The following is a 26,139-nucleotide window of genomic DNA, read 5'->3' on the forward strand; positions in this document are numbered from 1 at the left end:
CAGGGCACCACGATCTCGATTGCAGATCCCATTAACGCGGCGTTCTACGTCATGACTCGCCTTCCATATCTTCAGCCACTTTACGACGTCAACAAACGTATAACGCATGTAGCCAGCGACATTCCGCTTATCAGGGCCGGTTTATGGCCATCTTCCTTCGCTGACATCACCAAGACTCGATACATCGGGATCTCATTGCATTCCACGAATTCCGCGACGAGCGCTTTATAAAAGAGGCCTTCCTGAGGGTCTCCACCGCCTCCACTCTCCATTATCGCTCCTGACCGGCACGCGTCCCCTTGCAGCCGCCAGCGATTTCCCGGGACATGTACCGGGCTTGGTTGAGTACGCCTGTACAGGTGGGACAAAAGATCCACTAGCGCATGTCACGGCCCCGCCTCCGCCATGCCGGGCGCAAGCACCAGGATCCAAGGCGCTTGAGGTACCGATAGACGATACCATCCCCTGGAATCATGGTTCCCTCGCAACCATGATCTTTGTCCTATAGGATACCGCCGAACCAGATGCTCAGGCATCTTGTTGGACACGATTTCCGTATATCTAGCATGGTTAATATATTCACGTTATCTTACTACACATGAAGCGAAGTGCTTGGGCGATAGCACGGTGGAACAAGTGGTCATGGAGCATCGCGATCGGCTCATGCGATTCGGCGCCGAGCCCCCGGGGGCGGCGCTGGCCGCGCGCGTCGGTAAACTGCCGGTTGTGGATGAATCAGAACGCAAGGCCGATCTGGTACAGGACATGATTTCCATGCTTACCTCCTTTTGTGCCCGACTGCCGGACCGGTGGTCTGCCCGACACCGCGCCCTGCGGGCGCTGGCCGCCTGCGCCGCAGAGGAACCGGCGTGATTACGCTCCACACGCGCTTGCGCCCTCTTGCGCCGGAACGGGACACCACCCTGTCCCCCTTTGCTGGGGGGTTCGATTGTCGGGCAAGGTGTTCCGGATGAGGAAACGGCGCTTGCAGCGCAGCGTGTGGCGGAGCCTTCCGACCCTCTGGAGCGTCAGAAGGCCGCAAGGTCCGGCGATAAGGCGGTTGTGTGCGGCAACCTAGACGCGCTATGCGTTTGCAGGTGGTATTCCGGCGCGCGAATCACCCCCCCTTTTTTTATCGTTCGGGCGACGTCCTGGAATAAACTTCGAGGGTTTTGGGGCAGTGACATGGCGAACCTGACGAAGCAAGGCACTTAGTGCACGGTGCAGACCATACAGGGATCGAAGGAGCGGACGATGTGCGCAACCGCGATCGGTTGGCGCTCCCCCGCCCGAACTGGTGCCCCAACGAGCGCTTGTTCTAGGGGGCCGGGCACACCCTCGCGATCGCGCGGCGAGAAGTTCCAGGTCGTGGGCGCGATGATCTGGTAGTTTGCGATGCGACCGTCACGCACTTGGAGCCAGTGACCGAGACTACCGCGTGCGGCCTCGATCAGCCCGGCACCACGCACCTCTTGCGGATAGGCTACGGGCGGACCACAGAAAGGCGCATCCGGGTCGATCGCCTCGATCCAGTCCTCCATGGCTTGGACCACGATCGCCATCTCGGCGAATCGCGCCAATATGCGGCTCAACACATTGCTCCCAGCCCGCAAAACTAGGGCATGGATCAAGGACTGCCCGGAAATGAGTTGACGGGCCAAAGGGCCAACCTCGCAGGGACGTCCGGCCAACCGCGGCGCCTTCACGAACGAATAACTTCCAGGCCGATCCACGTCGGGATCGGTCACGCCCTGGGCCGGATGCAGCGGGCCTGCGCCATCGCTGAACCAACCGTGGCTTGTGTCTTCCGTAATCTGGCTGACATCGAGCGGCGCGGACGCGTCGTCCCACATGCCCGCAGCGAAGAGCGGGCCGCCAGCATCGGCGTAGGCCCCATAACTCATATAGCGACCGGGTCCGCGCCCCAGATCTTCTAGGCGCAGTTCCCGGGCCACATGCAGAAAATGAGCGAGATCGGCATCACGGGCCCCGGGGGCGCGCCCCGCGTCCAATGCATCGGGATCGAAATCCACGAACGCCGACAGAGCGCACCCAAAGGTGCGCTCTTCCAGATAACGCCGGAACCGCGAAAGTGCGGCGCGCAGCCGCAAGAGCTCCGCGGCACCCACGGCGCGAGTCACGCCCGAAGGCTGCAGGCCCAATGTATGCGGCCACTTACCCCCGAGGATGCCGGCGACATGCAGGAGGTCGGCGCGTACCGCCATGACCTCGCGGGCAGCCGTGCCTCGAAGTGCGGCGAAACGGGCGTGAATCTGCTCATACCACGGGGCATCCGCATATAGGGGCTGCGCGAAATCCGGCATGAAAAAAAGATAGAAGTGCATGAAATGGTCCGCCAGATTCTCCGCCCCAAGCAGGAGATTGGCGACCAGAAAGGCATTCTCCGGGGGAGTCACGTTGGCCGCCTGCGCGAGCGCCAGCGCCGCCGCCCGTGACTGTGCGACCGAGCAGATGCCGCATATACGCGGAACTACCACCAAGGCGTCCGCTGGCTCCCGCCCCTGCAGGATCTGCTCGAACCCCCGATAGAGCGGCGAGTTCACATAGGCCTCCCGCACCCGCCCACCCGCGACATCGAGGCGCACCTCAAGGTCCCCCTCGACGCGATTGAACGGCCCGACGACGATGCGCGTCACCCGCCCCTACCTGTCCGTACCGGACCCATCAGTCCTTTCGCGGCCGGCGGCGTCCGGACCGCCTCACCGCCGCTCCCTCCACACGTGCGCCGTGCGGACCGTCTGCCGGCGCAACTACGATACGTGATGCCTGCGCATTGCGACGTAGGCGATCGGGGGTTGCCGCCTTGGCCAGCGACGACAAAGCGACGAACCAGGCCTTGGGCATGTCCGTCGGCAGACCGACAGGTATGCCCGCGATCTTGGGGGTCTCCAAAAAAGAGTGCCTCGGCTCCTCGAATTCCGGGTCCGTGCAATTGATGCAGGCGTAACCCCCGCGAGTACACGACCCCTCGCCGTTCCAGGAACGCAGGTTGCAGTCGCCATGGGCCTGGGTGCCAAGACAACCGAGGTGCTCCATCAGACAACCGAGTTGTCCCGGCTCGCGGGCACTGGCCTTGTATTCATAGTATTCGTTGCGCGGACATCCATGATGGACCAGATGGTCGGCGATAAATCGCGGACGTTGCCACAAGTCGAGATCCGCAATGCGTAGGTGATGACGGGCCAACAAGCCCAACGTCTCCACGACCCATCCGGGGTGGATCGGGCAGCCGGCGATGTTGATGACAGGCATCCCCCGCCGACTGGTGTAGCTCGGCCCCAACGCGCCGCCCCGCCGTCGTCCCTCATATTGCAGACCACAGGCCTCCGCGGGATTCGACCCGGCGGCCGTCATGCCCCCATAGGCGCTGCAACCACCCACCGCCACGCAGTATTCAGCGCGGGCCGCCAATCGTCGTACGCGCTCCCACATCGGTTCGCCGGTGCCGCTCGCGCGATGGAACCGGCCAGTCCCGGCCGGTCCCCGCAAGATCGCCCCCTCGACGCACAAGATCCCGAGCGGTTCAATGCCGCTCTCGAAGCGATCGAGAAGTGCCCGCGTCTCGTCTCCAGAGGCCGCCGACAATGAGGGGTGCCAAGCCAGCTCGACATGGGCATCATCGAACGACGTGAGCAAATCACCCGGCTGCGCGCACAATAACGACATTGTGCAGCCGCCACACCCACCAGACTGCAGCCACAAGACTGAGAGACGCCCCGTCATGCGCCGGACTCGGTCACGGGGAGCTCCACGCGGAAGACTGCGCCGCCACCGTCATGATTATGGGCGGACAGAAGGCCGCCTGCCTCGCTCACGATACCATAACTGATGGCAAGCCCGAGACCCAGACCCTCGCCCACCCGCTTGCCTGTAAAAAACGGCTCAAAGATTCGCTCCATCGCATCTTTGGGTATGCCGGGGCCGACATCACGCACCTCCACCCAGGCACGATCCGCATCCTGACCGGCATGTATGAAGACCCGCGGCGCGGCAAGATCAGCCATGGCATCGTTGGCGTTTTGCAGGATATTGGTAAATACTTGCTGCCAGCGTCCGGGGTGCCCGCGCCACATAAGAGTCTCGGGCAGATCGTATTCAACCACAAGAGTATGTGGGACGACCCGAGCCACCCATGCCGCCGCCCGCCTCAGGACCGGCACAAGATCGAATGGCCGGGTCTCTCTCGGGGTCGATGCCGAGAACTCGCGCAGCCCCTGCACGATATCCCGGACCCGCTCGCACCCCTCCATGGCGCCTGCCATCAAGGGGTCGATATCAGCGACCGTGTGATCGATGCGCAGGCGCGCACGCAGCGCCTCCTGCGCGGCCCCCAGCCCATGTCCATGCACGCAGTCCAGGTACTCCGTCAGGTGTTTGATATAGCGGCACAAGGCATAGACGTTGCTATAGACGAAGCTGACCGGATTATTGATCTCATGGGCAACGCCCGCCACCAGCCGACCGAGCGACGCCATCTTCTCGGCCTCCAGCAGCCGGCGCTGGGCTCCCTTCAATTCCTCATGGGCCTGGTGCAATGCCTCGTAGGCGCGCCGCAATTCCCCCAGCGGCCGACCTATGAGAACGACACCCGCGAAACGCCCGCGATGGTCACGCCGTGCCGTGCAATTCATGCTCACCGGTGTCCCCTGCGCACCGTTATCGAGCCGCAATTCGTGATCATGCAGGGGTGCCCGACGCACGCGCATCAGGAGGTCGGAGACCATATCCCGGTGGTCGGCGACAAACAGTGAGGGTAAGAGCCGTCCGGCAAGTTCCGAGGCCTTTACACCGACGATCACCTCCAGGGACTCATTGACCTGTTGTACAAGTCCGTTATGGTCACACACCACAAGGACATCGGACATGGATGCCAACACGCTGGCGAGAAAACCTTGCGTCTCCTCGAGGGTCGCATTCTTGTCCTCGAGCTCCACCTCATAACGAACCAACTCCGCGTAGGTCTCGTCCATCTTCTCGATGACCTCAACCCACGCCTGCTCCGCAGCCGTCGCCGATGCGCCCCCAAGCCCTCCCCGCAGTGTCGTCGTTCGCCCCATTCCGTCGCGTCCCGCCCCGCGTCTCCGGTTTCCTAAACGCTAATATCCGCGCCGCAACGCCTGCTGGCAAGGGCGCGATTAGGTCATAGAACAACAAAGAGCGAGAATGCCACCTGCACCGCGGCAAGGCTCACGCCGAGCGCAAAGATCCGCAAAAGGCGCCCGGGCCTGTTGCGTGCCTGAACTAAGGACATCATGGTGGTGACTCCATACACAAGCTGCTGATAACACCCTCCGGCCTCATCGGGAGACCGGGTCGAGAAGAGGGCCGGTTCATGCGCCACCTCGACAGTCGGCCGGTTCATCAGCCCTTCCCCGCAGACGAGCAATCGGCACGCCCGGACTCTACGATGCCCAGGGGCCCGCCGGGCCACCCTTACGCCACAACCTCGATCCGCGTCCAGGACCACTCTCGGGTGTCTGCTCACAACTGGGCACGACATACCGCGCGGGATACGCGTGACAGCACGAAGGCAGGCCCGCGGATGGTCGCAGTAGCAACCAGGCTGGACACGGACCACAACCGACGTCCTCTGGGACACTATGGATTCGGGAACCGCGCCGCCCGAGATAATGGGGATACCGCGTGGACGATGCGCTAGAGGTGCAGCCCGACGAACGGCGTGGCGCGCAACCCGCCGCCCATTCGGGACCGCCACAGCGGATGATTTCTCGATGATATTCGCGTGATATGAATACGACCGTTTGTGGCACTCAAGATCGCATCGTGATTCAACGCAGGCCCGCGGATTTGCGCCAACGCCTGAGGGTGGCGAGCCGCCAGTGCATATAAAAGCGGACCAGCGCCGGGGCCTTGCGGTTCTCCAACAAGCCCTTCACCCGCGCCCGCATATCGGACAGCCGCATGTCCTTTACAAACGAATTTCCATCGTGGCAATAACTGCAATAGTCACTACCCGGCCGATACTTCTTGTCATAGATGACTGGCATACCACAACTCTGGCAACGCGTACGCTCGGCTATCCACTGCTTCTTCAATGCTGCCGCTAATGCCTTGAAGCTCATTCTCATATCCGTACCCAATCTGATGCCACGACCCAAAACCACGCATCGCGGACCGTAAACACCGTGGACGACCCGCGCTATCGGCACGCCCTGTCACGCTAGGATAACAGTCCAGATGGCCGCCCGGCCAGACATGTCCTCGGACCCGCCGTCATGGCCCGCTCCCCTTGGGCATGCCATACCCGATCCCGTCATCGCATGCCGCCGCCATCGCAAACCGCGTACGCGGGTTCCCATCGGACCAGAACCCGCGACCTATCCGGCAGTGTCCTAACCCATGCCGTCGGCGCAAATTTGCTAGACTGCGCTTCTAAAGAAACGACGACCGAAGCGAGAACGGGGCGCAAGGGGGGTAAGTGGATCACAGCGATGATGGGGGGAAATCAACACCGGGCCCCGGGGCGCCCGGTCATGACGACCAACCCGGTCTTCTCGCGCAGCAAGCGGTGCGCGCGGCGAGCCTCGGCATGTTCCTCGACGGCTTCGACCTGAGCATCATGGCCATCGCCTTGCTACCACTCCGCACTCAATGGCATCTGCGGGCCGGGGCCGTCGGGAACCTCATGGCCGCCGCCCTCATCGGGTCGCTGCTTGGCGGCCTCATCGGCGGCCGCCTGGTCGATCGCTTCGGGCGCCGCGCCCTACTCCTCCCCAATGTCGCCCTGTATGCCCTCGGCGCCATCGCCAGCGCCCTCAGCCCGGACCTTACAACCCTGTGGATCGCCCGCTTTGTGGTCGGACTCGCGGTCGGCATGGATTACCCACTGGTGGCCACGGTCGTCGCCGAATACAGCGGCGAAGGCGACCGCGGGCAGGGTTTTGCCGGCATCAACGTCGCCTGGTATCTGGGGGCCTTCGCCTCGACGCTGTTGGGGCTTGCGCTGCTACGTCTCGGACCCGACTCCTGGCGCCTCATGCTCGGCGCGGCCCTGCTGCCGGCGCTGGTCTTGCTATGGCTGCGCCGCCGCATCCCCGAATCGCCGCGCTGGCTCATGCGTCGCGGATCGCAGGGTGCGGCGCGCGAGGCCCTGCAGCGCCTGCATCCGGCGTGGGGCGAAGCACGAGTCACGGATGTCCTGGCGCGTTTCTCCGGGACCGTGCGCCGTACCGCCATCCTCTTCCAGCGTCCCTGGCGCAAGCGGCTGGCCTTGAGTCTCGTCCCCTGGACCTGTCTTGACATCGTGGGTCTTGGCATCGGTCTTTACTTCCCACTGATCCTGCGCATGCAAGGACTAGCCGGCAACAACACCGCCGCCGCCGGTATCAACGCCGCATTCCTGCTGGTCTCGACCGCCGGTATCCTGTTCATCTACCGGCGTCTCGACCGTTGGGGCCGCATCCCACTGCAGACCGCGGGATTCGGGCTCATGGTCGTGGGCCTGCTGTTGTTCGCCTTCGGTATCGCGACCCATGAAGTGGTGAGCGTTTACGCCGGGTCCGCGGTCTATTCCCTGGGGACTGGTATCGGTCCAGGGGTTACCGCCATGGCACTTTCCGTCGAGATCTTCCCAACCGAACTGCGCGCCAGCGCAGGGGGGCTTGCGACGGCGGTCTCGCGGCTGGGCGCGGCGTTCTCGGCGATCATCTTTCCGCGCCTGGAGGCCGCCTGGGGACTACCCATCGTCCTCGTGCTCATGGCCGGCGTTTCGCTCATCGGCGCCGGGGTGACCCGCGGCTGTCCGGTGGAACCCGCCGGACACACCCTCGAGGCCCTAGAGAACCATGGGCACTAAGTACACATCCGCCGGCCGGCGCGGGCAATCTACAGCCCGGCTCGCGACGCCGGCCGTGGCCCTGCTCGTCCTGGCCGGCTGTGCCCGGCCCTCGGCATCGGCGCCCACCACACCCATGCCCGCGATCGCGCCGGGACCAGCCCTGGGGATCGTACGCGAGGGTTGGCACACGGGCCTGATCGTGCCCGAGGCGGAGTTGACCGGCGTCTTGAGGTCCCTACGGATTCGGCTCGCGCCGGCGCCCTTCGTGATCCTCGGTTGGGGGCAACGCCGTTATTACATGGCCCGTGACCCGGGCCTCCTGACTGGCCTTGCCGCCCTGTTTCCGTCGGCAAGCGTCATCCACGTCCGGCCCTGGCGACCCCGACCGGAGCTTCGATCATCGCGACACCGCACATGGCTACACCTGCCAGCGGGCGGCTGGCGGGGCCTGCGCGTCTTTCTCGATCGGGCCTTTGCGCATCCCCGCGACCATCTCGAGGCCCTGGGGGCGCACGGTCGCCGTGGGCTTTTTTTCGCGTCGACCGGGACCTATGACGCTTTCCACACCTGCAACACCTGGACCATGCAAGCCTTGCACGCCGCGCGGCTACCGGCCACCAGTACCGGTGTCCTGTTTGCCGGTCAGGTCGGCAGCGCCTTGCGTGTCGCCCCCCTGCGTCGCTTCCAGACCACACCCGTGATCACCCCCGGACACAAGCCGTCATCTTGACAACGGCCCATTCGCCGCCCGCTGAAAAACCGGTCCGCTCGTATCCACCATGGCCATGGAGATGTAGGCATTTCGAATATCCGCCATTTTGGAAAACCCGGAAGACGCTGGCGATCCGCGAAGGCACGAATCGGCCGGCAGACATGACGTTCCCTGACGCGTACGCATCGCGCAACCCAAATCCTCGCCCCGATACGCATCCGTGCGGATCTCTTGGCCCGCAAGATCGGTGCGATATGTCGCCGCGCTTTTGGCGCCCGCCAACCGCGGCGACGTCGTCGCGCAACTCGCTGACTGAGAGTTCTAGGCAAGTCACGGGAATCACCCCCCCCCCCCCATCCCCCCCCCCCCCCCCCCCCGCGCGCGAGGGCTGTGCGATCGCGATCTCAAACACCATATCCCGCATCGGCCGGCCCGCGACATGAGGCGTACGCTTGTCCACCTGGGCGCGGAAAACGCGCGGTTCGGCGAGATCCAGACACCCTCATCGCCGGGCCGCGACCTGATGAAAAGGCGCATAAGAGGCGCAAATAGCGGCAGCGCGCAAAGATCCGCCGCGAGACGCCCGGCCGGCAATGAGCGAGACGCGGGTGAGGGAAACGGTGCGCCGCCACCATGCCCGCCATGCGGATCCCGCGCTCCCACACGTCCATCATCGACGTGCCGCTGCGCCTATCTTGACTTGACAAAGAAGGTGCGATCGCCGAGGTTTATAGTTTGGGCGCCAATATCCGGCAAGTCCGGGGTCCGTTTGGAGACGGATCTCACGACCTCGCGAGCCTCGTCACGGGAGCCTTTCACCATGAACGAAGACCTCGATCCCTTCGGGCGACACGCGGCCCATCTTCTGCATGCGGCGCAGGGGTATGTATCGGATATCGACGATCAACTGATCGCGGCCTTTCAGCGTGGGCTCTTTCGGCACGCCGGCCCCGAGGACGTCATAGCCCTTCTGACGCCGGAGCAGTTCGCGCACACACAGGCAAGACCGCTCGCGCAATTGCGCCATCTCCTCGATCCCGACCTCGACCGCAACACCCACGAGCGGGAGGCGATTGCCACCGGGCAGATCTACAGCTTCCTCGGCATCAAAACGAGTTGGCTCGTCGACTCCTATGCGCTCTATCTGGAACGGCTCCTGCAGCGCCTCGGCCCCTGGATTGGCGCGCCTGATAGGCGCGTACACATTCGCTCGGCCGTAACGATGCGCGTCATGGCCAATCTCAACGCCCAGGTACATGGCCGGGAGATTCTTGCACGCGCGGAGCAAGAGGCGGTCGCGCAAATATCCGGCCTGCTCCAAGGCGCGATGACCTTCAATGATCTGGTGCGCCAGGCCCTAAATCACCTCACCGCCCTGCCCGGCATGGTCGCCGGCACCTTCGCGCGCCCCGATAGCCGCGGTGACATCCAGTGTGAGATCGTGGTCGGAGAGACGATGGAGCGCCATGTGGCCTCCCTGCTCGCCTGCAACATCGTCCCGACAATCCGCGACGGCGACCCACGCGGCCTCGGCCCCTCGGGCCGCGCCTGGCGCTCCAATCAGATCCAGCAGGCGCTCATCATCGCTTCCGACCACACCTTCGCTCCCTGGCATGAGTACGCGCGCAGGCTCGGCTATGTCTCCCAGGCCACCATTCCCCTGGCGGACCGCGCCGGCTGCCCGCGCGCGCTCCTGAGCTTGTATCATAGCTGGCCCGGATATTTCAGCGTGCCACGCCGGGTCAATCTGTTGACGCACATACGCGCCGGACTCGAGACGGTGATCGCCCAGGGCGCGGCCTCGGGACATGTCATAAGCCATCCTGCGCGCATCGCCTACCGCGAGACGTTAAGCCGCGGCGACCTCGTGATGCTCTATCAACCGGTCATCGATTTGCGATCGGGCGGCCTCGCAAAAGTCGAGGCGCTGGCGCGTCTCGACAAACACGATGGCACCTACGCCGCTCCTGGCGACTTCCTCGCGGCGTTCGGCGAACATGAACTCCGTCAACTCTTTGCGCTGGGTCTGCGTCAGGCGCTGCGCGACCTGCGCGATTGGCAGGACCAGGGCCTTGTCACCTCGGTGGCCGTGAACCTGCCGACGCAGGCGTTCGTCGATGACGAATATCTGCGCATAGCCCGCGAGATCCTGCGTGACTCACCCATGGAACCAGAACGTATCACGCTCGAACTTCTCGAAAACGGCGAGATCGACAACAAGCAGGCCCGCACCAAGCTGCTTCCGCAATGGAAGGCACTCGGCGTGCGGCTCGCGCAGGACGATCTCGGGTCTGGATACAGCTCACTCATCCGCATGGAACAATTGGGTGTGGATGACGTCAAGATCGACCACGGTCTCGTGCGCGCCGCGGCGCAAGCACCGCACAAGGCGCTACGCTTCATCTATCACCTTACGCACCTGGCGCACGATGTCGGCATTCGCGTTACCGTGGAGGGCCTGGAGACCGGCGGCCTCATAGAGGCCGCCGCCATCCTCGGAGCCGACTTCGGGCAGGGCTATGCGATCGCGCGCCCCATGGCCGCAAACGACATCAGGCGCTGGAGGCACGCGCCGCTTGCGATAGAGCCCCGCCACCCGCGCACCGCACTCGGCGCCTATGCCGCCATGATCCTGCGTAACGCGCTCATGATCCTGGCCGGAACACGGTCTGAATTCTTGCGCGCCGTCCTCTCCGAGCCGAGCGGGCTCGCCTATTACCTGCACGCGCATGACCTTGAAGACACCGCCCTCGGCCATGCGCATGCGCACCTCCTCGACTGCGCGCAGGCCGGCGCCGATTCCGTGGGTTATGGGGATGCCCACCAAGCCGTGGAAGCCTTACTGCGCGCCCACATCGTGACGGAAGCATCGGCGGTAGCGACCTCCGGGTCCCGCTCCGCGGCGCGCTTGGGAGCCAGCCGCCGACAGGCCGCGCAGACGACCCAACGGGGCACTACGGCGCGCACCAATCCGCGGATGCGCCAAGGCCGACGGCCTGCGCGGCCATCGTGATCGATGCACCAACCCGGCACTGCGCGCTCCCGAAGGGTCGTGCACCCGACGCACGCATGGGCCGTGATCGCTCGTGCCGGAGATGGGACGGCTTCATCACCATCCCATGAGATAGGAAAGTTTACCACCATGCCGCCTCGTTCCGACCGCGGCCATGGCGCCGCATGCCTTCTGCATGGCAGCCGACAGGCCGCGCACTGCCCCCTCGCATCCACCACGACCATGACTGATGTCGTGCCAGAAAGGCGCATGACATGCGGATGTCATCGGGCCTTAATGCTCGCGTAAAGCGCTCCCCGCATGATAGACGCGTCCTGGGGAAAACCTGCCGGTTTGCGCGCCAGGACCGAGGTGCCAGGGGACGGCAATAGGGCGCAGGGACGCGCGACTTCATGATTTCCACCAGTATCGCGCCTCACGGTGAACCGTACAGCCACCAGGACCAGCCCCCTCGTAAACCATGGACCTCGAACCGCATCGCACCTATCGGTAACCAGGGGGTAACGGGCAGGGGCGGGGCAGGCGGGGAACGCCGGGAGGGGTACCGCCGTGTAGCCATCAGCACCTATGGAATGGTGATATGGCGACGCGCGAACTCGGGATCGACCGGCGCATGATAAGGGACTATACCGAGACATGGTGCCGGCAAATAATCACGCAGGCCCTCGAGCGTTCCGGCCGCCACCTCGGGTGCCAGCATGGTGCCGACCCAACCGGCCAACACCAGGCCACGGGCGATGATCGCCTCGTAGGTCAAAAGGGCATGATTGATCGCGCCCAGACGCAGGCCCACGACCAGCACCACCGGAAGATTGAGGGCACGCGCGAGATCGGCGAAGCCATCGGTGGCGGTCAACGGCACCAGAAACCCTCCAGCGCCCTCGACCACGACCCGGTCCACCTCGCGCCATGCCCCCTGCACGAAACGCACGACCGCCGCCAGATCCACGGTGCGGCCCGCCTGCGCGGCCGCGAAGTGTGGGGCGATGGCCGGCCGGAAGGCATACAAAGTGCACTCCTCCACGGCGCGTGCCGGCACACTCGCCCGCCGTAGCGCCTCGACGTCCTCATAGACTCCACCCTCGACCATGCCCGAGACGATAGGCTTCAGCCCCGCGACCCGCTCACCCCGCTCGGCATAACCCAAAACGAGCGCCGTGCTCACGAGCGTCTTTCCGACCCCGGTATCCGTGCCCGTCACAAAGACGCCGTTCATGATAAGCGCCTAACGGCTCACCGCGCGCGGGGACGCCACGCGCACCCCCACGCCTGCCCTGCTCACACCCCGGCCTCGGCGATACGAAAGCCGACAGACTCCCCCGCCCGGAACGGGACCAGGGTATCGTCCATACCGGCTGGCGCAAGGTCGATCTCGGACACCACCGGCCACGATTCCTCGATGAGCGTGATGCGCTCGCGGTTCGCGGCCAGCCCGTAGAAGGCCGGACCGTGGAGACTCGCGAAACCCTCGAGCCTGGCAAGCGCGCCGGCCACCCTAAAGACCTCGGCATAGAGTTCGATACCGGCATGCGCGGTGTAGACACCCGCACAGCCGCACACCGCCTCTTTCGTGCGCCGCGCGTGGGGCGCGCTGTCGGTACCAAGGAAGAACTTGGGGCTCCCCGAGATCGCCGCGGCCACCAAGGCCTCGCGATGACGCTCGCGCTTTAGGACCGGCAGGCAATAGGCGTGCGGACGGATGCCGCCATGGAACATGGCATTGCGGTTCAAGAGCAGATGATGGGCGGTGAGGGTCGCGGCCACCGTGGCCGGCGCGGCCACGACGAATTCCACCCCATCGCGGGTGGTCACGTGCTCGAGAACAATCTTGAGACGCGGGAAGCGCGCAACGACCTTCTGGAGTATGCGGTCGATGAAGACCGCCTCGCGATCGAAGACGTCGACCGCGGGGTCGGTGACTTCGCCATGCACAAGCAACGGCAGACCCAAGGCCTCCATGGCAGCGAGCGTATCGCCACACCGCTCGATGTCGGTCACGCCGAAGTCCGAATGGGTCGTGGCGCCGGCCGGATAGTACTTCACGCCATGGACGAAACCGCTGGCCCGGGCACGCTCGATCTCGCTCGCTGGCGTATTGTCGGTGAGATACAGCGTCATCAAGGGCTCGAAGACCGATCCCGCCGACCGCGCCGCCAGGATCCGTTCGCGATAAGCGCGGGCCTCGGCCACGGTACGCACCGGCGACTTCAGGTTGGGCATCACGATGGCGCGCGCGAAGCGTCGCGCGGTGTCCGGCAGGACCGCGCGCAGCAGGGCCTCGTCGCGCAGATGGACGTGCCAGTCGTCAGGACGTATCAGCGTAAGCGACACGGGATTTTCCTAAAGGTTGATGCCAGGCGCCCACGGCGGGCCTGGTCTTGCGGCCGGCGAGCGCCCCTGCCCCTTTTCCGGGCCTGCCGTCATGATACGCGAGCCGTGGCCCTCGGACACGCCGGCCTCCGCCGTGAAACACATGGGCTAGGTGACACCCAGATGGCGCGCATGGAAGGCCAGATGGTCGCCTATGAAGCTTGCGATGAAAAAATAGCTGTGGTCATATCCCTCATGCCAGCGCAGGGTGAGCGCCCCGCCGCCCAAACCGTCGAGCCATCGGGTCTTCAGCTCGCGCTCGAGGTAGGGATCATCGCCACCTTGATCCACGAGCATGGGCGCGATCACCTGACCCTCGCGGGCCTTCAGAAGCGCCACGGTATCGTAATCCCGCCAACACGCCTCATCGGCCCCGAGATAGATGCCAAAGGCCTTTTGGCCCCAGGGGGTGCGGCTTGGGGCGCACACCGGGGCAAAGGCCGACAGCGAACGGTAACGGTGCTCATGACGCAGACCGATGGTGAGGGCCCCGTGGCCGCCCATGGAGTGACCGCACAAGGCCTGGCGCGTGCCATCCACGGGGAATGAGGCAGCGACCAGGGCCGGGAGCTCTTCTGCGACATACCGGTGCATCCGATAGTGGCGACTCCATGGCTCCTCGGTCGCATCCACATAAAATGATGCACCGCTGCCAAGGTCCCAATCGCGGGTCTCGTCCGGGATACCGGTGCGTCGCGGGCTGGTATCGGGCGCGACCAGGGCAAGCCCCCACTCCGCGGCGTAGCGCTGCGCCCCAGCCTTGATCATGAACGTCTCCTCGGTGCATGTGAGGCCCGCCAGGAAATAGACGACAGGGACGCGCCCGGTGGCGATCTGCGGTGGCAGATAGATCGAGAAACGCATGGGGCCATGGCAGCTCTCCGAGGCATGCTCATAGCGCGCCACACGGCCGCCAAAGCATGCGTGTTCCTCCAGAAGCTTCAGATCTGCGCTCATGATCGTCTAGTACATCAACACGGTTCGGATCGACTCACCCCGATCCATAAGATCGAAGGCGGTATTGATCTCGGCAAGCGGCAGGGTATGCGTGATCAGGTCGTCGATATTGATCTTGCCCTCCATATACCAATCGACGATCTTCGGGACATCGGTACGCCCACGGGCACCCCCGAATGCCGAGCCCCGCCAGTTACGCCCGGTCACGAGCTGAAAGGGGCGTGTCTTGATCTCCTCGCCGCTCGCCGCCACCCCTATGATGATGCTCGTGCCCCAGCCCTTATGACAGCACTCCAGGGCCTGGCGCATGGTCGTCACATTCCCGATGCATTCGAAGCTGAAATCCGCGCCACCTTTGGTGACGCTCACGAGATAGGGTACGAGATCGCCCTCCACCTCGCGCGGGTTCACGAAGTGCGTCATGCCGAAGCGCTCGGCGATCGCGCGCTTATCGGGGTTGATATCGACCCCCACGATCCGGTCGGCCCCCGCCATGCGCGCCCCCTGGATGACGTTCAGGCCGATCCCGCCGAGACCGAACACCACGACATTGTCGCCGGGACGCACCTTGGCGGTGTAGATCACCGCGCCTATACCGGTCGTGACCCCGCAGCCGATATAGCAGACCTTGTCGAACGGGGCATCCTCGCGGATCTTCGCAAGCGCAATCTCAGGAAGGACCGTGTAGTTGGCAAAGGTACTGGTCCCCATGTAATGGTAGAGCGACCGGCCGCCGATGGAAAAACGACTGGTGCCGTCGGGCATGACCCCGCGCCCCTGGGTCGCGCGGATCGCCTGACAGAGATTGGTCTTGCCGCTCAGGCAATACTCGCACTCACGACATTCCGGCGTGTACAACGGAATGACGTGATCGCCGGGACGGAGCGACCGGACTCCAGGCCCCACCTCCACGACCACGCCCGCGCCCTCGTGTCCCAGGATGGTGGGAAAAAGCCCTTCCGGGTCACTCCCTGATAAGGTGAAGGCATCGGTATGGCAGACCCCGGTGGCCTTGATCTCGACGAGCACCTCGCCGGCGCGAGGTCCGTCGAGTTGTACAGTCTCCACCACCAATGGCCGATCGGCCGCATAAGCGACTGCTGCGCGTACGTCCATGAGCACCCCCTTATGATCAGCAACCTCGCATCATGCCTGCCCGGCGCCGTGCAGACAACCCGGTTTGCGTCCCATAACCCGATCCGCACGGCCGCCCGCTGCCTCGCATAATCAGCGCGGCACACGGCCGACACGCAAAGACGGCCCGCAGTCCCGCGCCAAGCGGGGCGGATCGATGTGGCCAAATGGCGCATGCAAGGCCTCCGGGGCATTGGTACGCAGGATTTTGGGGGAGACTCGCCATGGGGCGGTCTCTCCGGAGGCCGAAGCCCGTGCACTCCGGCGACGCTATCGCCACCCAACGGGATAGCTCACCCGCAGCGGGACCGCTTAGGGTTTGTCCATACCCTTTCGGTCAGTGAATCCGGTCCTGAAACCGCGTACAATCGCCCTTAATAGCGAAGCAAGCCATAGAGCGGCGCGGGTTGCGCGAGACCTTGAGATGGGCCATCGCGACGATAGCGTCGTGACCTGCTAACGGATCGATTGCAACAAACGAGAGAGCCGAGGCCTATGGACTACACATGGATATTAGTCGCTGACCGGGCGCGCGCCCGAATCGTCGCTAAGCCCAACGCGGTGCCCAGCAATGGGCGCGACTGGGAAGAGCTCGAGCCCCTCGTGTATCCGGAGGCACGCACACCCGAGCGGGCCCTGTCGGCCGATAAACCCGGACGTACCTTCGATCGCAAGGGCTCTGGCCGCCATGCCATGACCACCGAGATATCCGCGAAGGAAGAGGCCGCAGCGCGCTTTGCAAAGACCCTGGCCCGGGTCCTGGACAAGGGACGGACCAACCACCTGTATGAATCCCTCATCCTGGTGGCCGAACCCGGCTTCCTGGGTACCCTGCAGGCCAATCTGTCGGCACAGACCGCCAAAAAGGTCATCGACAAGATCCCGAAAGACCTCACGACGCGACCACATAAGGAACTCACCCAAGACTTGCGCGCGCTTCTGCGTCCACGCGGATAGCGGATACCTCGAACACAGGACCACGAGGCCCGCAATAACCAGGGACACCGGTCACGACAACCGTACGCAGACCATGTAGGGCTGTGACCGCGCCCCTATGGGTCGTGAAGGGCATTGCGTATAATGCCCCGTCCGCCCCGGTAGCTCAGTGGATAGAGCGGCCGCCTCCTAAGCGGCAGGTCGCCGGTTCGATTCCGGCCCGGGGCACCATAAAATCCAGCAGTTACGTGAATACCCTTTCCTTTTCCTCCGAATATATCCACTGGAACAAAGAAGGGGTGGGCGCAGCGTCATTGCAACAACGTCTAGACCTGCGCGGCCGCCGAGCCTGGCAGGTCCGAGTGAAGTGGCGCGGTTATCCCGAAATGGCGAAAACCTTGGCCTGAAAACCCGGGCCGCCACATGCGCCAAACAGATCGAGTCGGGGATGGAGGGCCTATTCCTCTCCCGCGCCGAGATGGAGAACATCGCCTTGGCCGCCCTTGATCGGTACCCCAGGAGGCTCTGCCCACCAAGCGCAGCCAACGCCCGGTCGAGATCATGATCCGGCAGATCAGCACTGACCGGATCGGCAAGCTCTCCGTGGTCGCGCCCCATCAATCATCGCCAAGTAGCAGGACCACCACGTACAGGCGCAGGCGGCAAAACACGATCTGTCGCTCCTAATCTCGCGTCTTTGATCCCCCCTAAGGAATGCGGGATCGCCCTCTCTTTCGGCAGTCCTGTCGCACCGGCCAAGATCCCGCGGGGTGGCCAATGCCCGTGACCAGCGCGTTGTGGGCAACGAGCAAGCGCGCCTCCTGGCCGCACCCTTTGCCTACGGCGGGGGAGATCAGCTCCCTCATTACCTGGGCCACGGAGACCACCATGCGCCGGGGCGAGATTGCGGCGATGCGCTGGGAACGCCTGGACCGGCGGGCCCGCGTGCTACTTATCCCTGAGACCAAGAACGGCACGCCCAGGCTGGCGCCGTTGTCATCGGCGGCCCTGGCGGTCCTGGATGCGCTGCCCCGGCGGCTGGACGGTCGAGTGTGGGACATGCGTCCGGATTCGATCACACAAGCCTTTGAGCGGGCCTGCCAGGCGGCTGGCTTGAGGGCCTGACCTTCCATGACCTGCGCCATGAGGCGACCTCCCCGCGGCTGTTTGAAAAGGGGCTGAATCCCATGCAGGTGGCGGCGATCCGGGCCACAAGACCTTACAGATGCTGACGCGGTATACGCCCCCGCGGGCCGAGGATCTCGTGGATCGGCTCGGCTAGGGACAAATCCGGTCCAGTGCGCTAGAGTCCAAATCATAAGAACAGTGCACCTTTCGCGGCGCCGGAGGGAGGATATGGCACGTCCCCATAAGAAGACGAACGGGACGGCGACAGGGGGTGGACCCATTGGGTTTGAGGCCCAGTTGTGGGCGGCAGCCGATGCGCTGCGCAACAACATGGACGCCGCCGAATATAAGCATGTCGTCTTGGGTCTTCTCTTCCTCAAATACATCTCGGATGCCTTCGAGGCCCAGCATACCACCCTCATGGCCCAGCAGAGTGAGGGCGCCGATCCCGAGGATCCGGATGAATACCGCGCGGTCTCGATCTTCTGGGTCCCCAAGGAGGCGCGCTGGGCGCATTTGAAGGCCTCCGCCCCGCAGCCTACGATCGGGGTCCTCGTCGATCAGGCGATGACGGCGATCGAGCGGGATAACGTCTCCCTAGAGGGCGTGCTCCCCAAGGACTACGCCCGCCCCGGTCTCGATAAGGAGCGCTTAGGCCAGCTCATCAACCTTGTGAGCACCATTGCGCTGGGCGCCCCCGCTGACCGGGCCAAAGACACCCTGGGGCGGATGTACGAATACTTCCTCTCGCGGTTTGCAAGCGCCGAGGGCAAGCAAAGCGGCCAGTTCTATACCCCCCGCCATATCGTCCGGGTCTTGGTCGAGGTCCTGGCCCCCTATCAGGGGTGCGTCTATGACCCCTGCTGCGGGTCCGGGGGGATGTTTGTGCAAAGCGAGCAGTTCATCGAGGCCCACAGTGGGCGCATCGGGGATATCGCCCTCTACGGCCAGGAATCCAACTACACGACCTGGCGGCTCGCGCAGATGAATCTCGCGATCCGCGGGATCGAGGGGCATATCGCCCACGGGGACACCTTCCATCAGGACCAGCATCCGGATGTGAAGGCCGACTATGTGCTGGCCAATCCCCCTTTCAATGACAGCGACTGGCGAGGCGAACTCTTAAAGGATGACAAGCGCTGGGTCTATGGCGTGCCGCCGGCCGGCAATGCCAACTTCGCCTGGGTGCAGCACTTCCTCCATCACCTCGCCCCCACCGGGATCGCGGGCTTCGTGCTCGCCAACGGCTCCATGTCGTCGAATCAGTCGGGTGAGGGCGAGATCCGCAAGAACCTCATCGAGGCCGATCTCGTCGATTGCATGGTGGCCCTCCCCGGGCAGCTCTTCTACTCGACCCAGATCCCGGTGTGCCTGTGGTTTTTGACTCGTAGCAAAAAGAACGGACGGTTTCGGGACCGGCGGGGCGAGACCCTTTTTATCGATGCCCGGGCACTCGGCACCCTTGTCGATCGGGTGTGCACCGGGAACTCACCGATGCCGACATCGCCCGGATTGCCAACACCTATCATGCTTGGCGTGGGGATCCGGAGGCCGGCCCTTATGAAGACATCCCGGGGTTCTGCAAGGCCGCCCAGCTCGATGACATCCGCAAGCACGGCCACGTGCTGACCCCGGGCCGTTATGTAGGTGCCACCGCCCGAGAAGACGATGGCGAACCGTTCGAGGAGAAGATGCGGCGGCTTGCCGCGACACTGCGCGAGCAACAACAGGAAGCCGCGAAGCTTGACGCTGTTATCGCTGCCAACCTGAAGGAGTTGGGATATGGCGGTTAAGAAGACCAAACGGGCCGCACTGATCGTCCCCGAGGAGCGCATCGCCCGAGGCATCCTGGTGATTCGCGGCCACAAGGTCCTGCTCGATGCCGATCTGGCCGATCTCTACGGGGTCACCACCAAGCGCTTGAACGAACAGGTGAAACGTAATCCGGAGCGGTTCCCGGCGGATTTCCTGTTTCCGCTCACGGCCGAAGAGAAGGCCCAGGTGGTCGCAAACTGCGACCACCTCCAGCGCCTTAAGTTTTCCCCGGCACTGCCCAATGCCTTCACCGAGCATGGCGCCCTCATGGCCGCCTCGGTGCTCAATACGCTGCGGGCGGTCGAGATGAGCGTATTCGTTGTGCGCACCTTCGTGCGCCTGCGTCAGATGCTCGCCTCGAACGTCGAACTTGCCCGCAAGCTTGCCGCCCTTGAGAAGAAGTACGACGCTCAGTTCCAGGTCGTGTTCGAGGCCATCCGTGAATTGATGACTCCCCCTGAGCCCAAGAAGAAGCGCTCCATAGGATTCGCGCCATGGGAGGAGAAATGAACCGACGGCGCCTTGCAGCGGGTCTGCCCGGTCAGGTCGTGCCCGAGAAACCGGATGCCGGCGTCGCCGCCGACCTGAAGGAGTTTGGTGTGGCGGGTGAGTGACCAAACGTCCAACTTAGCGAATTAAGCGATTTTCTGACCGGATTTCCATTTCGCTTCCCATGGACGGATTCGTTAATGGGTTCGTTAAATTGCCTTATCGCTAGACTCGGAAAGGAAACGATCTCTGATCGTCTTTACCTGCTAGTCGTCATCAGAAAAACCACCTCGGCATCGTGCTTGCATTCTCTCAGCGCCTCTGGCTTCGAGTAGTTGGCCGTATCCATGTCTGTCCATGGGCCCCCGTGGACAAAAGGAGAGAGGAGTATGTCCACCCCCCTCCCTTTACCGACTGTTTTAGGTCGGGATCAAAACCCCGGCTATGTTCGCTCGGTCACTCATCGTCGCCGCCGTCCTCATCAACCACCGGGGGAAGCGTTTCATCGTATTTGCCCTGAATGGTGTCGGGATCCGCGCCCAAAAGATCATTGATGCGCTTCGCGCTCAGGCGCGACCAATTGCTCACGCTCGCTTTGGCAATAACGCCGAACGTGCCGTCGTCCACCCGCAGAAACAGAAACCCGATCTCGAACAGCGCATCCTCGATCTCCTCAAGGAACGCCTCACGGAGCCTTTGCTTGCCAGCGATTTTTCGCAACGTCGCTGACGATAGGCGGATCCGCGTAATGTCTTTCGCGCGCTCCTGCCCGTATCGATGAAGATTCAGGGCGATAAGCATCGCCACGGTTGAAGCCTGAACGGGGACACGCATAAAAATTTCTCCTGTGTATAGTAAAACGGGGTTGTGTGCCGAGCACGAAGTCATAATAATCCCTTATTTGATGTCCTGTCTAGTATTTTTAGTGTGGTGGCACTCGATTACGGTGTTTTTCACCACATGCATACGCACCTATAGGATACTCGCGGAGTGGTGAGGCAATTGAATACGCTGAAGGCGTATACTCGCTCGAAGCTGAGGTCGTAGCGCGCTTCCCGTGATGACCACCATTGCCCGAAAACCAGAAATGGCCACCGTACAGACGATGCAGGCTCACTGACACGCCCATGAACGAACCGATCAAGACCTCGCTGGCACAACAGGCATCCTTCCTTGGGCTCTGCCCGGTAACTGCCGCGGTGGATCAGATGGCCGCTGCCAGTATCGACGGACGAGGTGCCGTGTTTACGCGGCCCGAGGTCGTGCATTTCATTCTGGATCTGGTCGGCTACACCTCGACCGCCCCGCTCCACGAGCGGCGGTTGCTGGAGCCCTCGATCGGGCAGGGCGACTTTCTGCTGCCCGCTGTTGATCGCCTGATCGCCGCCTGGCGGAGGCATGCGCCCGAGGCGCCCGCGTCATCGCTTAGCGGTTGCCTCCGCGCGGTGGAGCTGCATGAGGCCTCGCTTGAGGCGACACGGGAACAATTGATCGACCGACTCCGTGAGCAGGGCATAGCCACCCCCGCGGCGCAGGCCCTGGCGCGCTCCTGGTTGGTGCGGGGCGATTTCCTTCTGACGCCGCTTGAAGTGGATTTCGATTATGTGGTCGGCAATCCCCCGTATGTACGGCAGGAACTGATCCCGGATGCGCTCATGGCTGAGTACCGGGCGCGCTACCGGACCGTCTACGATCGGGCGGACATCTATATTCCCTTTATCGAGCGGTCCTTGACGCTGCTTGGTGAAGGGGGCGCGCTGGGGTTCATTTGCTCTGATCGGTGGATGAAAAACCGCTACGGTGGCCCCCTGCGCCAGATGGTGGCCGAGGGGTTTCACCTGAAGGTCTATGTCGATATGTACGATACGCCCGCCTTCCAGAGCGATGTCATCGCATATCCGGCGATTACGGTCATGACCCGGGAAAAGCCGGGGACCACTCGCATTGCCCGGCGACCCGTCATTGAGGAATCGATTTTAAACAAGCTGGCAGCCTCCCTACTGGACCCCCAAGCGCCGGATCCGTCCGGCACGGTCCAGGAAATGGCTGATGTCGCCACGGGCCCGGAACCGTGGATCCTCGACACCCACGATCAGATAGCGCTCGTGCGCCGCCTGGAGCGGGATTTTCCAGCGATCGAGGATGCCGACTGCAAGGTCGGCATCGGGGTGGCCACCGGGGCCGACAAGGCCTTCATCGGACCGTTCGAGGAACTGGACGTGGAACCCGATCGCAAACTGCCGCTCGTAATGACCCGAGACATCCTCTCGGGCCAGGTCGCCTGGCGGGGTCTCGGTGTGGTCAACCCCTTTGCGGACGACGGCCGCCTGGTGGATCTGCGCCAATACCCCCGGCTGGCGCGCTACCTCGAGGCCCGCAAGGAAATCATCGCGCGCCGCCATGTGGCCCAAAGGGCGCCCGACAACTGGTTTCGCACGATCGATCGCATCTATCCGGACCTTGCTCGCAAACCTAAGCTCCTCATCCCGGATATCAAAGGCGAGGCCCATGTCGTCTATGAAGAGGGGCGGCTTTACCCTCATCACAATCTGTACTACATCACGTCCGATATATGGGATTTACGGGCCCTCCAGGCGGTGCTCACCTCGGGGATCGCCCGGCTTTTTGTGGCGACGTACTCCACACGCATGCGCGGTGGCTACCTGCGCTTTCAGGCGCAGTACCTGCGGCGTATCCGCCTTCCGCGCTGGCAAGATGTGCCCCGGGCCCTCCAAGCGGCCCTCATTGAGGCTGCGGAAAGGAACGACATGGCGGCCGGCAACCAAGCCGCCTGGGCGCTCTATGGCCTCTCTCCCGAGGAACGAGCCGCGATAGGCGGCAACGGCGACAACGAAATAAGGGCCGACCACGTATGCCAATCGACTTAGCAGACTACGGACGCAAGGCCCACGCCGCGGTACAAGCCTTCTGGGATAACCGCGCCCAGGCCCGCGAACGGCAGATCGCGGCGGGTGTCACCGACCAGGGCGAGCGCGCCGGGGTGACAGCCGGCAAAAACATGGAGGGCTTCGTGGACCTCGTGGTCGACTTGGTGCGCGCCAATGGTCTGGGTCACGCCACCATTTGCCGAGAGCGCGCCTTGGTGACCTTACCGGGGTATTTTCGTCCGACCAAGCTCTGGGACCTCTTGGTCCTCAATGAAGGCCGCCTCGTGGCCGCCATCGAGCTAAAAAGCCAGGTCGGCCCCTCCTTTGGCAACAACTTCAACAACCGGACCGAGGAAGCCATAGGCACCGCCCATGACCTCTGGACGGCCTACCGCGAGGGCGCGTTCGGAAAACAACCGCGCCCCTTTGTGGGTTGGCTGATGGTGGTCGAGGATGCCCCGAGATCGCAGGCGCCCATCCGTGATCGGTCCCCGCACTTTCCCGTGCTCCCGGAGTTTCAGGGGGCATCTTACCTCCAGCGCTATGACGTTCTTTGTCAGAAGCTCACCCAAGAACAACTTTACACGACCGCCGCGGTGATCATTACGCCGCGGACGGCGGCCAATACCGGGGATTTCACGACACTGTCGGACATGACCAGCCTTGAAACCTTCGTGACCTCGTTCGCAGGTCATGTAGCGGCAGAGGCGGCGCGGTCATAAACCGACGCTCGAAATGCGCAACCAGCGAAGATATTGTTACCCCGATCGTCCCCGCAGCACGACTCCCCCTATTCGCCGGGGTTCACTTTAGCGCCAACCCCTTTAGAATGCTGCGTGCACGACGACATCGCGCTGTCTTCAGAGCCACCATCACCAGGGCTGCCGAAACTGCCAGGCGACATCGAAAGATTGATGTGATGCGTTGGGGGCAATAGGCCGGACCGTCCCGACCTTCCTCACGCCAGGCACTGAGGTCAGCTGGGCTGGCATGCCATTATCGGGTCGGCCGCGACACTGATGACATTACTGCCCCCAAGGGTGGTACGGCCGCCAACGAGGGAGAGGCTCGCATGGTAACTACCAAAAGCCACTTGCCGGATCTCGCGATCGAGCTTTACTACTTGGACGGCGCCATCGACGTGCATATCGTCCATATGGAAGGTGGCATCGAGTCCATTTTATGGGAGCGACTCGGATTGCCGCAAAGCATAATCGAACGCTTGGCACGGGACACCACCTGCCAAAGACTGTCTTGCATCGCCATCCATCGTAACGCCGCCGCGAGCCAGACCTGGGGCGATCGGCTCTATGCGGCGCAAAAGGCCCTACGGGCCTGCCGGCTTCTGGTGGAGTCCTATGCACGTGGCGCAGAGAACGGTGCCTCTGTGGACTGGTCCGATGTCGACCACGCTCACACAGTAGCCGAGGAGGCGCTCCGGATTCTGGATACCAGCGGCGACGAATTGCTGTCGGTCACCGCCGGCGGACAATCGAGCGAACCTGTACCTACCGAGGCGTGCCGGCGTAAATAGATATTCGTCGGTCATGGGTCGCGAGGGCCAGCCGATCCTTCTCCGGTCTCTCGACAAAACCAAAACAAGCCGCTCATGGCTCGCAAACGCTGCTGTGACGGACCCAAGCAACAGACCTTGGAGCACTAAAAGGGAGATGGAGGAGATCACAACCGGCTCGCCGCGGGACGCATCGATCCGGGTATGAAACTCATGTGGGTCGCAATGGCGGCAGCCTACCCGACCTGCACCGAGAGCATGGAAAGCGCGCCTCCCTCGATACCCGAGACCGGGAAGCGGATGCCGTCACCTGGTTGTCGGGCACCGAGGACATAAAGTAGCGGCAGATAGTGATCCGGCGTCGGTATCGAGAGGGCCGCATCCCGTCCGAGCGCTTCGTAATGGATGAGCGGCACGAAGTCACCGGTATGCATCAGCTCCCGGACTTTGTTGTCGAAGCGCACCGCCCAGTCATAGGGCTCCTGCGACGACCGGTCCCAGGCATACATCCGGAGGTTATGTATGAGATTGCCGCTCCCGAAAATCAGTACACCCTCGCCCCGTAAAGGCGCAAGCATTCGGCCGATATTGAAATGGTGATCCGGCCCCTTCGTGGCATCAATGCGGAGCTGCACGACCGGAATGTCGGCATCGGGATAGATGTGGCGCAGGACCGACCATGTGCCGTGATCGAGCCCCCAGCCGTCATCCAGGCTGACCGCATGCGGCGCCAAGAGCCGCTGGATACGGCCAGCGAGGACGGGATCGCCGGGCGCCCGGTACTGAATCTGGTAAAGCTCCTGCGGAAATCCGCCGAAGTCATGAAGTGTTCTCGGGGCCGTCGCGACCGTCACCGCCGCCCCAGACCCATACCAGTGCGCCGAGATCGCCAGGATCGCCCTGGGCCTTGGCATGTCCATGCCCAGCCGGCGCCACGCCTCGGTATAGTCATTGCGCGCCAAGGCCTGCATGGGATTGCCGTGCCCCAAAAAGACCGCTGGAAGCCGATCGGCCATCGATTGACACCCCCTCTTATTTTCGACCGAATGACCGGCCTGGGTCACCGCGATGCCCATCCTACCGCCCTTCCCTCTATTTTCAACGTGAGCCTTGGGAAAGGCTGGCGGTTCTGATATGGATGGCAGGTGACCCTGCCCCGCTCCCGGCGTACGACTTGCCCGCAGAGCGACGGCCAAGCGTCTCGCCCCCTCAGCTGGGAGGTCACGGGCCGCTCCCCTGTGGCGTGACCGGCGCCGCGACCGACCATGGATCATGCCGTCCCGCAGGTTGTCCGCGGCCTCCATGCGGCCGGCCATGCCAGATGTCGAGGGCACCCAGGGCGGGCCGTGTCCCCGAGACCATCGG

The 26,139-nt window shown here is 63.5% G+C and carries 21 protein-coding genes, 1 tRNA gene and 1 pseudogene; 12 read left to right on the plus strand and 11 right to left on the minus strand.

Annotated features, from left to right (window positions below; translation table 11 throughout):
* Positions 1 to 627: 627 nt before the first annotated feature.
* Positions 628 to 873 carry a hypothetical protein gene (locus tag C4901_RS12330; RefSeq protein WP_145960716.1) on the plus strand — a complete coding sequence of 82 codons (246 nt, stop codon included), beginning with the start codon at positions 628 to 630 and terminating at the stop codon, positions 871 to 873.
* 338 nt (positions 874 to 1,211) lie between these two features.
* On the opposite strand, the gene C4901_RS12335 is transcribed toward C4901_RS12330, so the two are convergent.
* From C4901_RS12335 to C4901_RS12355, 5 genes are all read right to left on the minus strand, one after another.
* Positions 1,212 to 2,657 (minus strand): nickel-dependent hydrogenase large subunit, encoded by a 1,446-nt coding sequence (locus tag C4901_RS12335; RefSeq protein WP_110137590.1) that lies wholly within the window; start codon positions 2,655 to 2,657, stop codon positions 1,212 to 1,214.
* Between the two features lie 28 nt (positions 2,658 to 2,685).
* Positions 2,686 to 3,744, minus strand: a complete 1,059-nt coding sequence (locus C4901_RS12340) for a HupU protein (RefSeq protein ID WP_110137591.1) — start codon at positions 3,742 to 3,744, stop codon at positions 2,686 to 2,688.
* Positions 3,741 to 5,078, minus strand: a complete 1,338-nt coding sequence (locus C4901_RS12345; protein ID WP_110137592.1) for a sensor histidine kinase — start codon at positions 5,076 to 5,078, stop codon at positions 3,741 to 3,743. Before C4901_RS12345 ends, C4901_RS12340 begins: the two co-directional genes overlap by 4 nt.
* 83 nt (positions 5,079 to 5,161) lie before the next feature.
* Positions 5,162 to 5,383, minus strand: coding sequence for a hypothetical protein (locus C4901_RS12350; protein WP_110137593.1), 222 nt, complete (start codon positions 5,381 to 5,383; stop codon positions 5,162 to 5,164).
* 427 nt (positions 5,384 to 5,810) lie between these two features.
* Entirely contained in the window at positions 5,811 to 6,104 is a 294-nt protein-coding gene (locus C4901_RS12355) for a zinc ribbon domain-containing protein (protein WP_110137594.1), read from the minus strand.
* Between the two features lie 356 nt (positions 6,105 to 6,460).
* Between C4901_RS12355 and C4901_RS12360 the strand changes: the two genes are divergently transcribed.
* From C4901_RS12360 to C4901_RS12370, 3 genes are all read left to right on the plus strand, one after another.
* Entirely contained in the window at positions 6,461 to 7,837 is a 1,377-nt protein-coding gene (locus C4901_RS12360; RefSeq protein WP_205735985.1) for an MFS transporter, read from the plus strand.
* Positions 7,827 to 8,549, plus strand: a complete 723-nt coding sequence (locus tag C4901_RS12365) for a DUF2459 domain-containing protein (protein WP_110137595.1) — start codon at positions 7,827 to 7,829, stop codon at positions 8,547 to 8,549. The genes C4901_RS12360 and C4901_RS12365 overlap by 11 nt, the downstream gene beginning before the upstream one ends.
* A gap of 802 nt (positions 8,550 to 9,351) precedes the next feature.
* Positions 9,352 to 11,544 carry an EAL domain-containing protein gene (locus C4901_RS12370; protein ID WP_168185719.1) on the plus strand — a complete coding sequence of 731 codons (2,193 nt, stop codon included), beginning with the start codon at positions 9,352 to 9,354 and terminating at the stop codon, positions 11,542 to 11,544.
* A gap of 565 nt (positions 11,545 to 12,109) precedes the next feature.
* Here C4901_RS12370 and bioD read toward each other — a convergent pair.
* From bioD to C4901_RS12390, 4 genes are all read right to left on the minus strand, one after another.
* Positions 12,110 to 12,760: a dethiobiotin synthase gene (bioD, locus tag C4901_RS12375; RefSeq protein ID WP_110137597.1), complete on the minus strand. Its 651-nt coding sequence runs from the start codon at positions 12,758 to 12,760 to the stop codon at positions 12,110 to 12,112.
* Positions 12,761 to 12,822: 62 nt separating this feature from the next.
* A complete protein-coding gene (gene pyrC / locus C4901_RS12380) occupies positions 12,823 to 13,875 on the minus strand; it encodes a dihydroorotase (RefSeq protein WP_110137598.1) in 1,053 nt (350 codons plus the stop codon).
* A gap of 147 nt (positions 13,876 to 14,022) precedes the next feature.
* Entirely contained in the window at positions 14,023 to 14,871 is an 849-nt protein-coding gene (gene fghA / locus C4901_RS12385; RefSeq protein ID WP_110137599.1) for an S-formylglutathione hydrolase, read from the minus strand.
* A gap of 6 nt (positions 14,872 to 14,877) precedes the next feature.
* Positions 14,878 to 15,987 (minus strand): S-(hydroxymethyl)glutathione dehydrogenase/class III alcohol dehydrogenase, encoded by a 1,110-nt coding sequence (locus tag C4901_RS12390; RefSeq protein WP_110137600.1) that lies wholly within the window; start codon positions 15,985 to 15,987, stop codon positions 14,878 to 14,880.
* A gap of 513 nt (positions 15,988 to 16,500) precedes the next feature.
* Here C4901_RS12390 and C4901_RS12395 point away from each other — a divergent pair.
* The 5 genes and pseudogenes from C4901_RS12395 (at position 16,501) to C4901_RS12415 (ending at position 20,394) form a co-directional block, all read left to right on the plus strand.
* Positions 16,501 to 16,962 (plus strand): host attachment protein, encoded by a 462-nt coding sequence (locus tag C4901_RS12395; RefSeq protein WP_110137601.1) that lies wholly within the window; start codon positions 16,501 to 16,503, stop codon positions 16,960 to 16,962.
* A 134-nt stretch (positions 16,963 to 17,096) separates the two neighbouring features.
* Positions 17,097 to 17,172 (plus strand) — tRNA-Arg (locus tag C4901_RS12400).
* A 546-nt stretch (positions 17,173 to 17,718) separates the two neighbouring features.
* Positions 17,719 to 18,066 (plus strand): tyrosine-type recombinase/integrase, encoded by a 348-nt coding sequence (locus C4901_RS18145; RefSeq protein WP_205735986.1) that lies wholly within the window; start codon positions 17,719 to 17,721, stop codon positions 18,064 to 18,066.
* A gap of 231 nt (positions 18,067 to 18,297) precedes the next feature.
* Positions 18,298 to 19,862, plus strand: a pseudogene (locus C4901_RS12410) (type I restriction-modification system subunit M).
* Positions 19,852 to 20,394, plus strand: coding sequence for an ORF6N domain-containing protein (locus tag C4901_RS12415; RefSeq protein WP_110137602.1), 543 nt, complete (start codon positions 19,852 to 19,854; stop codon positions 20,392 to 20,394). The pseudogene C4901_RS12410 and the gene C4901_RS12415 overlap by 11 nt, the downstream one beginning before the upstream one ends.
* Positions 20,395 to 20,829: 435 nt before the next feature.
* Here the strand turns inward: C4901_RS12415 and C4901_RS12420 are convergent, their stop codons facing one another.
* Complete coding sequence (locus C4901_RS12420; protein ID WP_110137603.1) at positions 20,830 to 21,207, minus strand: hypothetical protein; 378 nt, start codon at positions 21,205 to 21,207, stop codon at positions 20,830 to 20,832.
* Between the two features lie 293 nt (positions 21,208 to 21,500).
* Between C4901_RS12420 and C4901_RS12425 the strand changes: the two genes are divergently transcribed.
* The 3 genes from C4901_RS12425 (at position 21,501) to C4901_RS12435 (ending at position 24,795) form a co-directional block, all read left to right on the plus strand.
* Positions 21,501 to 23,261 carry an Eco57I restriction-modification methylase domain-containing protein gene (locus C4901_RS12425; RefSeq protein ID WP_205735988.1) on the plus strand — a complete coding sequence of 587 codons (1,761 nt, stop codon included), beginning with the start codon at positions 21,501 to 21,503 and terminating at the stop codon, positions 23,259 to 23,261.
* Positions 23,246 to 23,983, plus strand: coding sequence for a PaeR7I family type II restriction endonuclease (locus C4901_RS12430; RefSeq protein WP_110137604.1), 738 nt, complete (start codon positions 23,246 to 23,248; stop codon positions 23,981 to 23,983). The genes C4901_RS12425 and C4901_RS12430 overlap by 16 nt, the downstream gene beginning before the upstream one ends.
* A 350-nt stretch (positions 23,984 to 24,333) precedes the next feature.
* Positions 24,334 to 24,795 carry a hypothetical protein gene (locus C4901_RS12435; protein ID WP_110137605.1) on the plus strand — a complete coding sequence of 154 codons (462 nt, stop codon included), beginning with the start codon at positions 24,334 to 24,336 and terminating at the stop codon, positions 24,793 to 24,795.
* A gap of 215 nt (positions 24,796 to 25,010) precedes the next feature.
* Here the strand turns inward: C4901_RS12435 and ygiD are convergent, their stop codons facing one another.
* Complete coding sequence (gene ygiD, locus C4901_RS12440; protein ID WP_110138643.1) at positions 25,011 to 25,790, minus strand: 4,5-DOPA dioxygenase extradiol; 780 nt, start codon at positions 25,788 to 25,790, stop codon at positions 25,011 to 25,013.
* Between the last annotated feature and the right edge of the window lie 349 nt (positions 25,791 to 26,139).

The organism is Acidiferrobacter sp. SPIII_3 (assembly GCF_003184265.1).
Taxonomy (GTDB): domain Bacteria; phylum Pseudomonadota; class Gammaproteobacteria; order Acidiferrobacterales; family Acidiferrobacteraceae; genus Acidiferrobacter.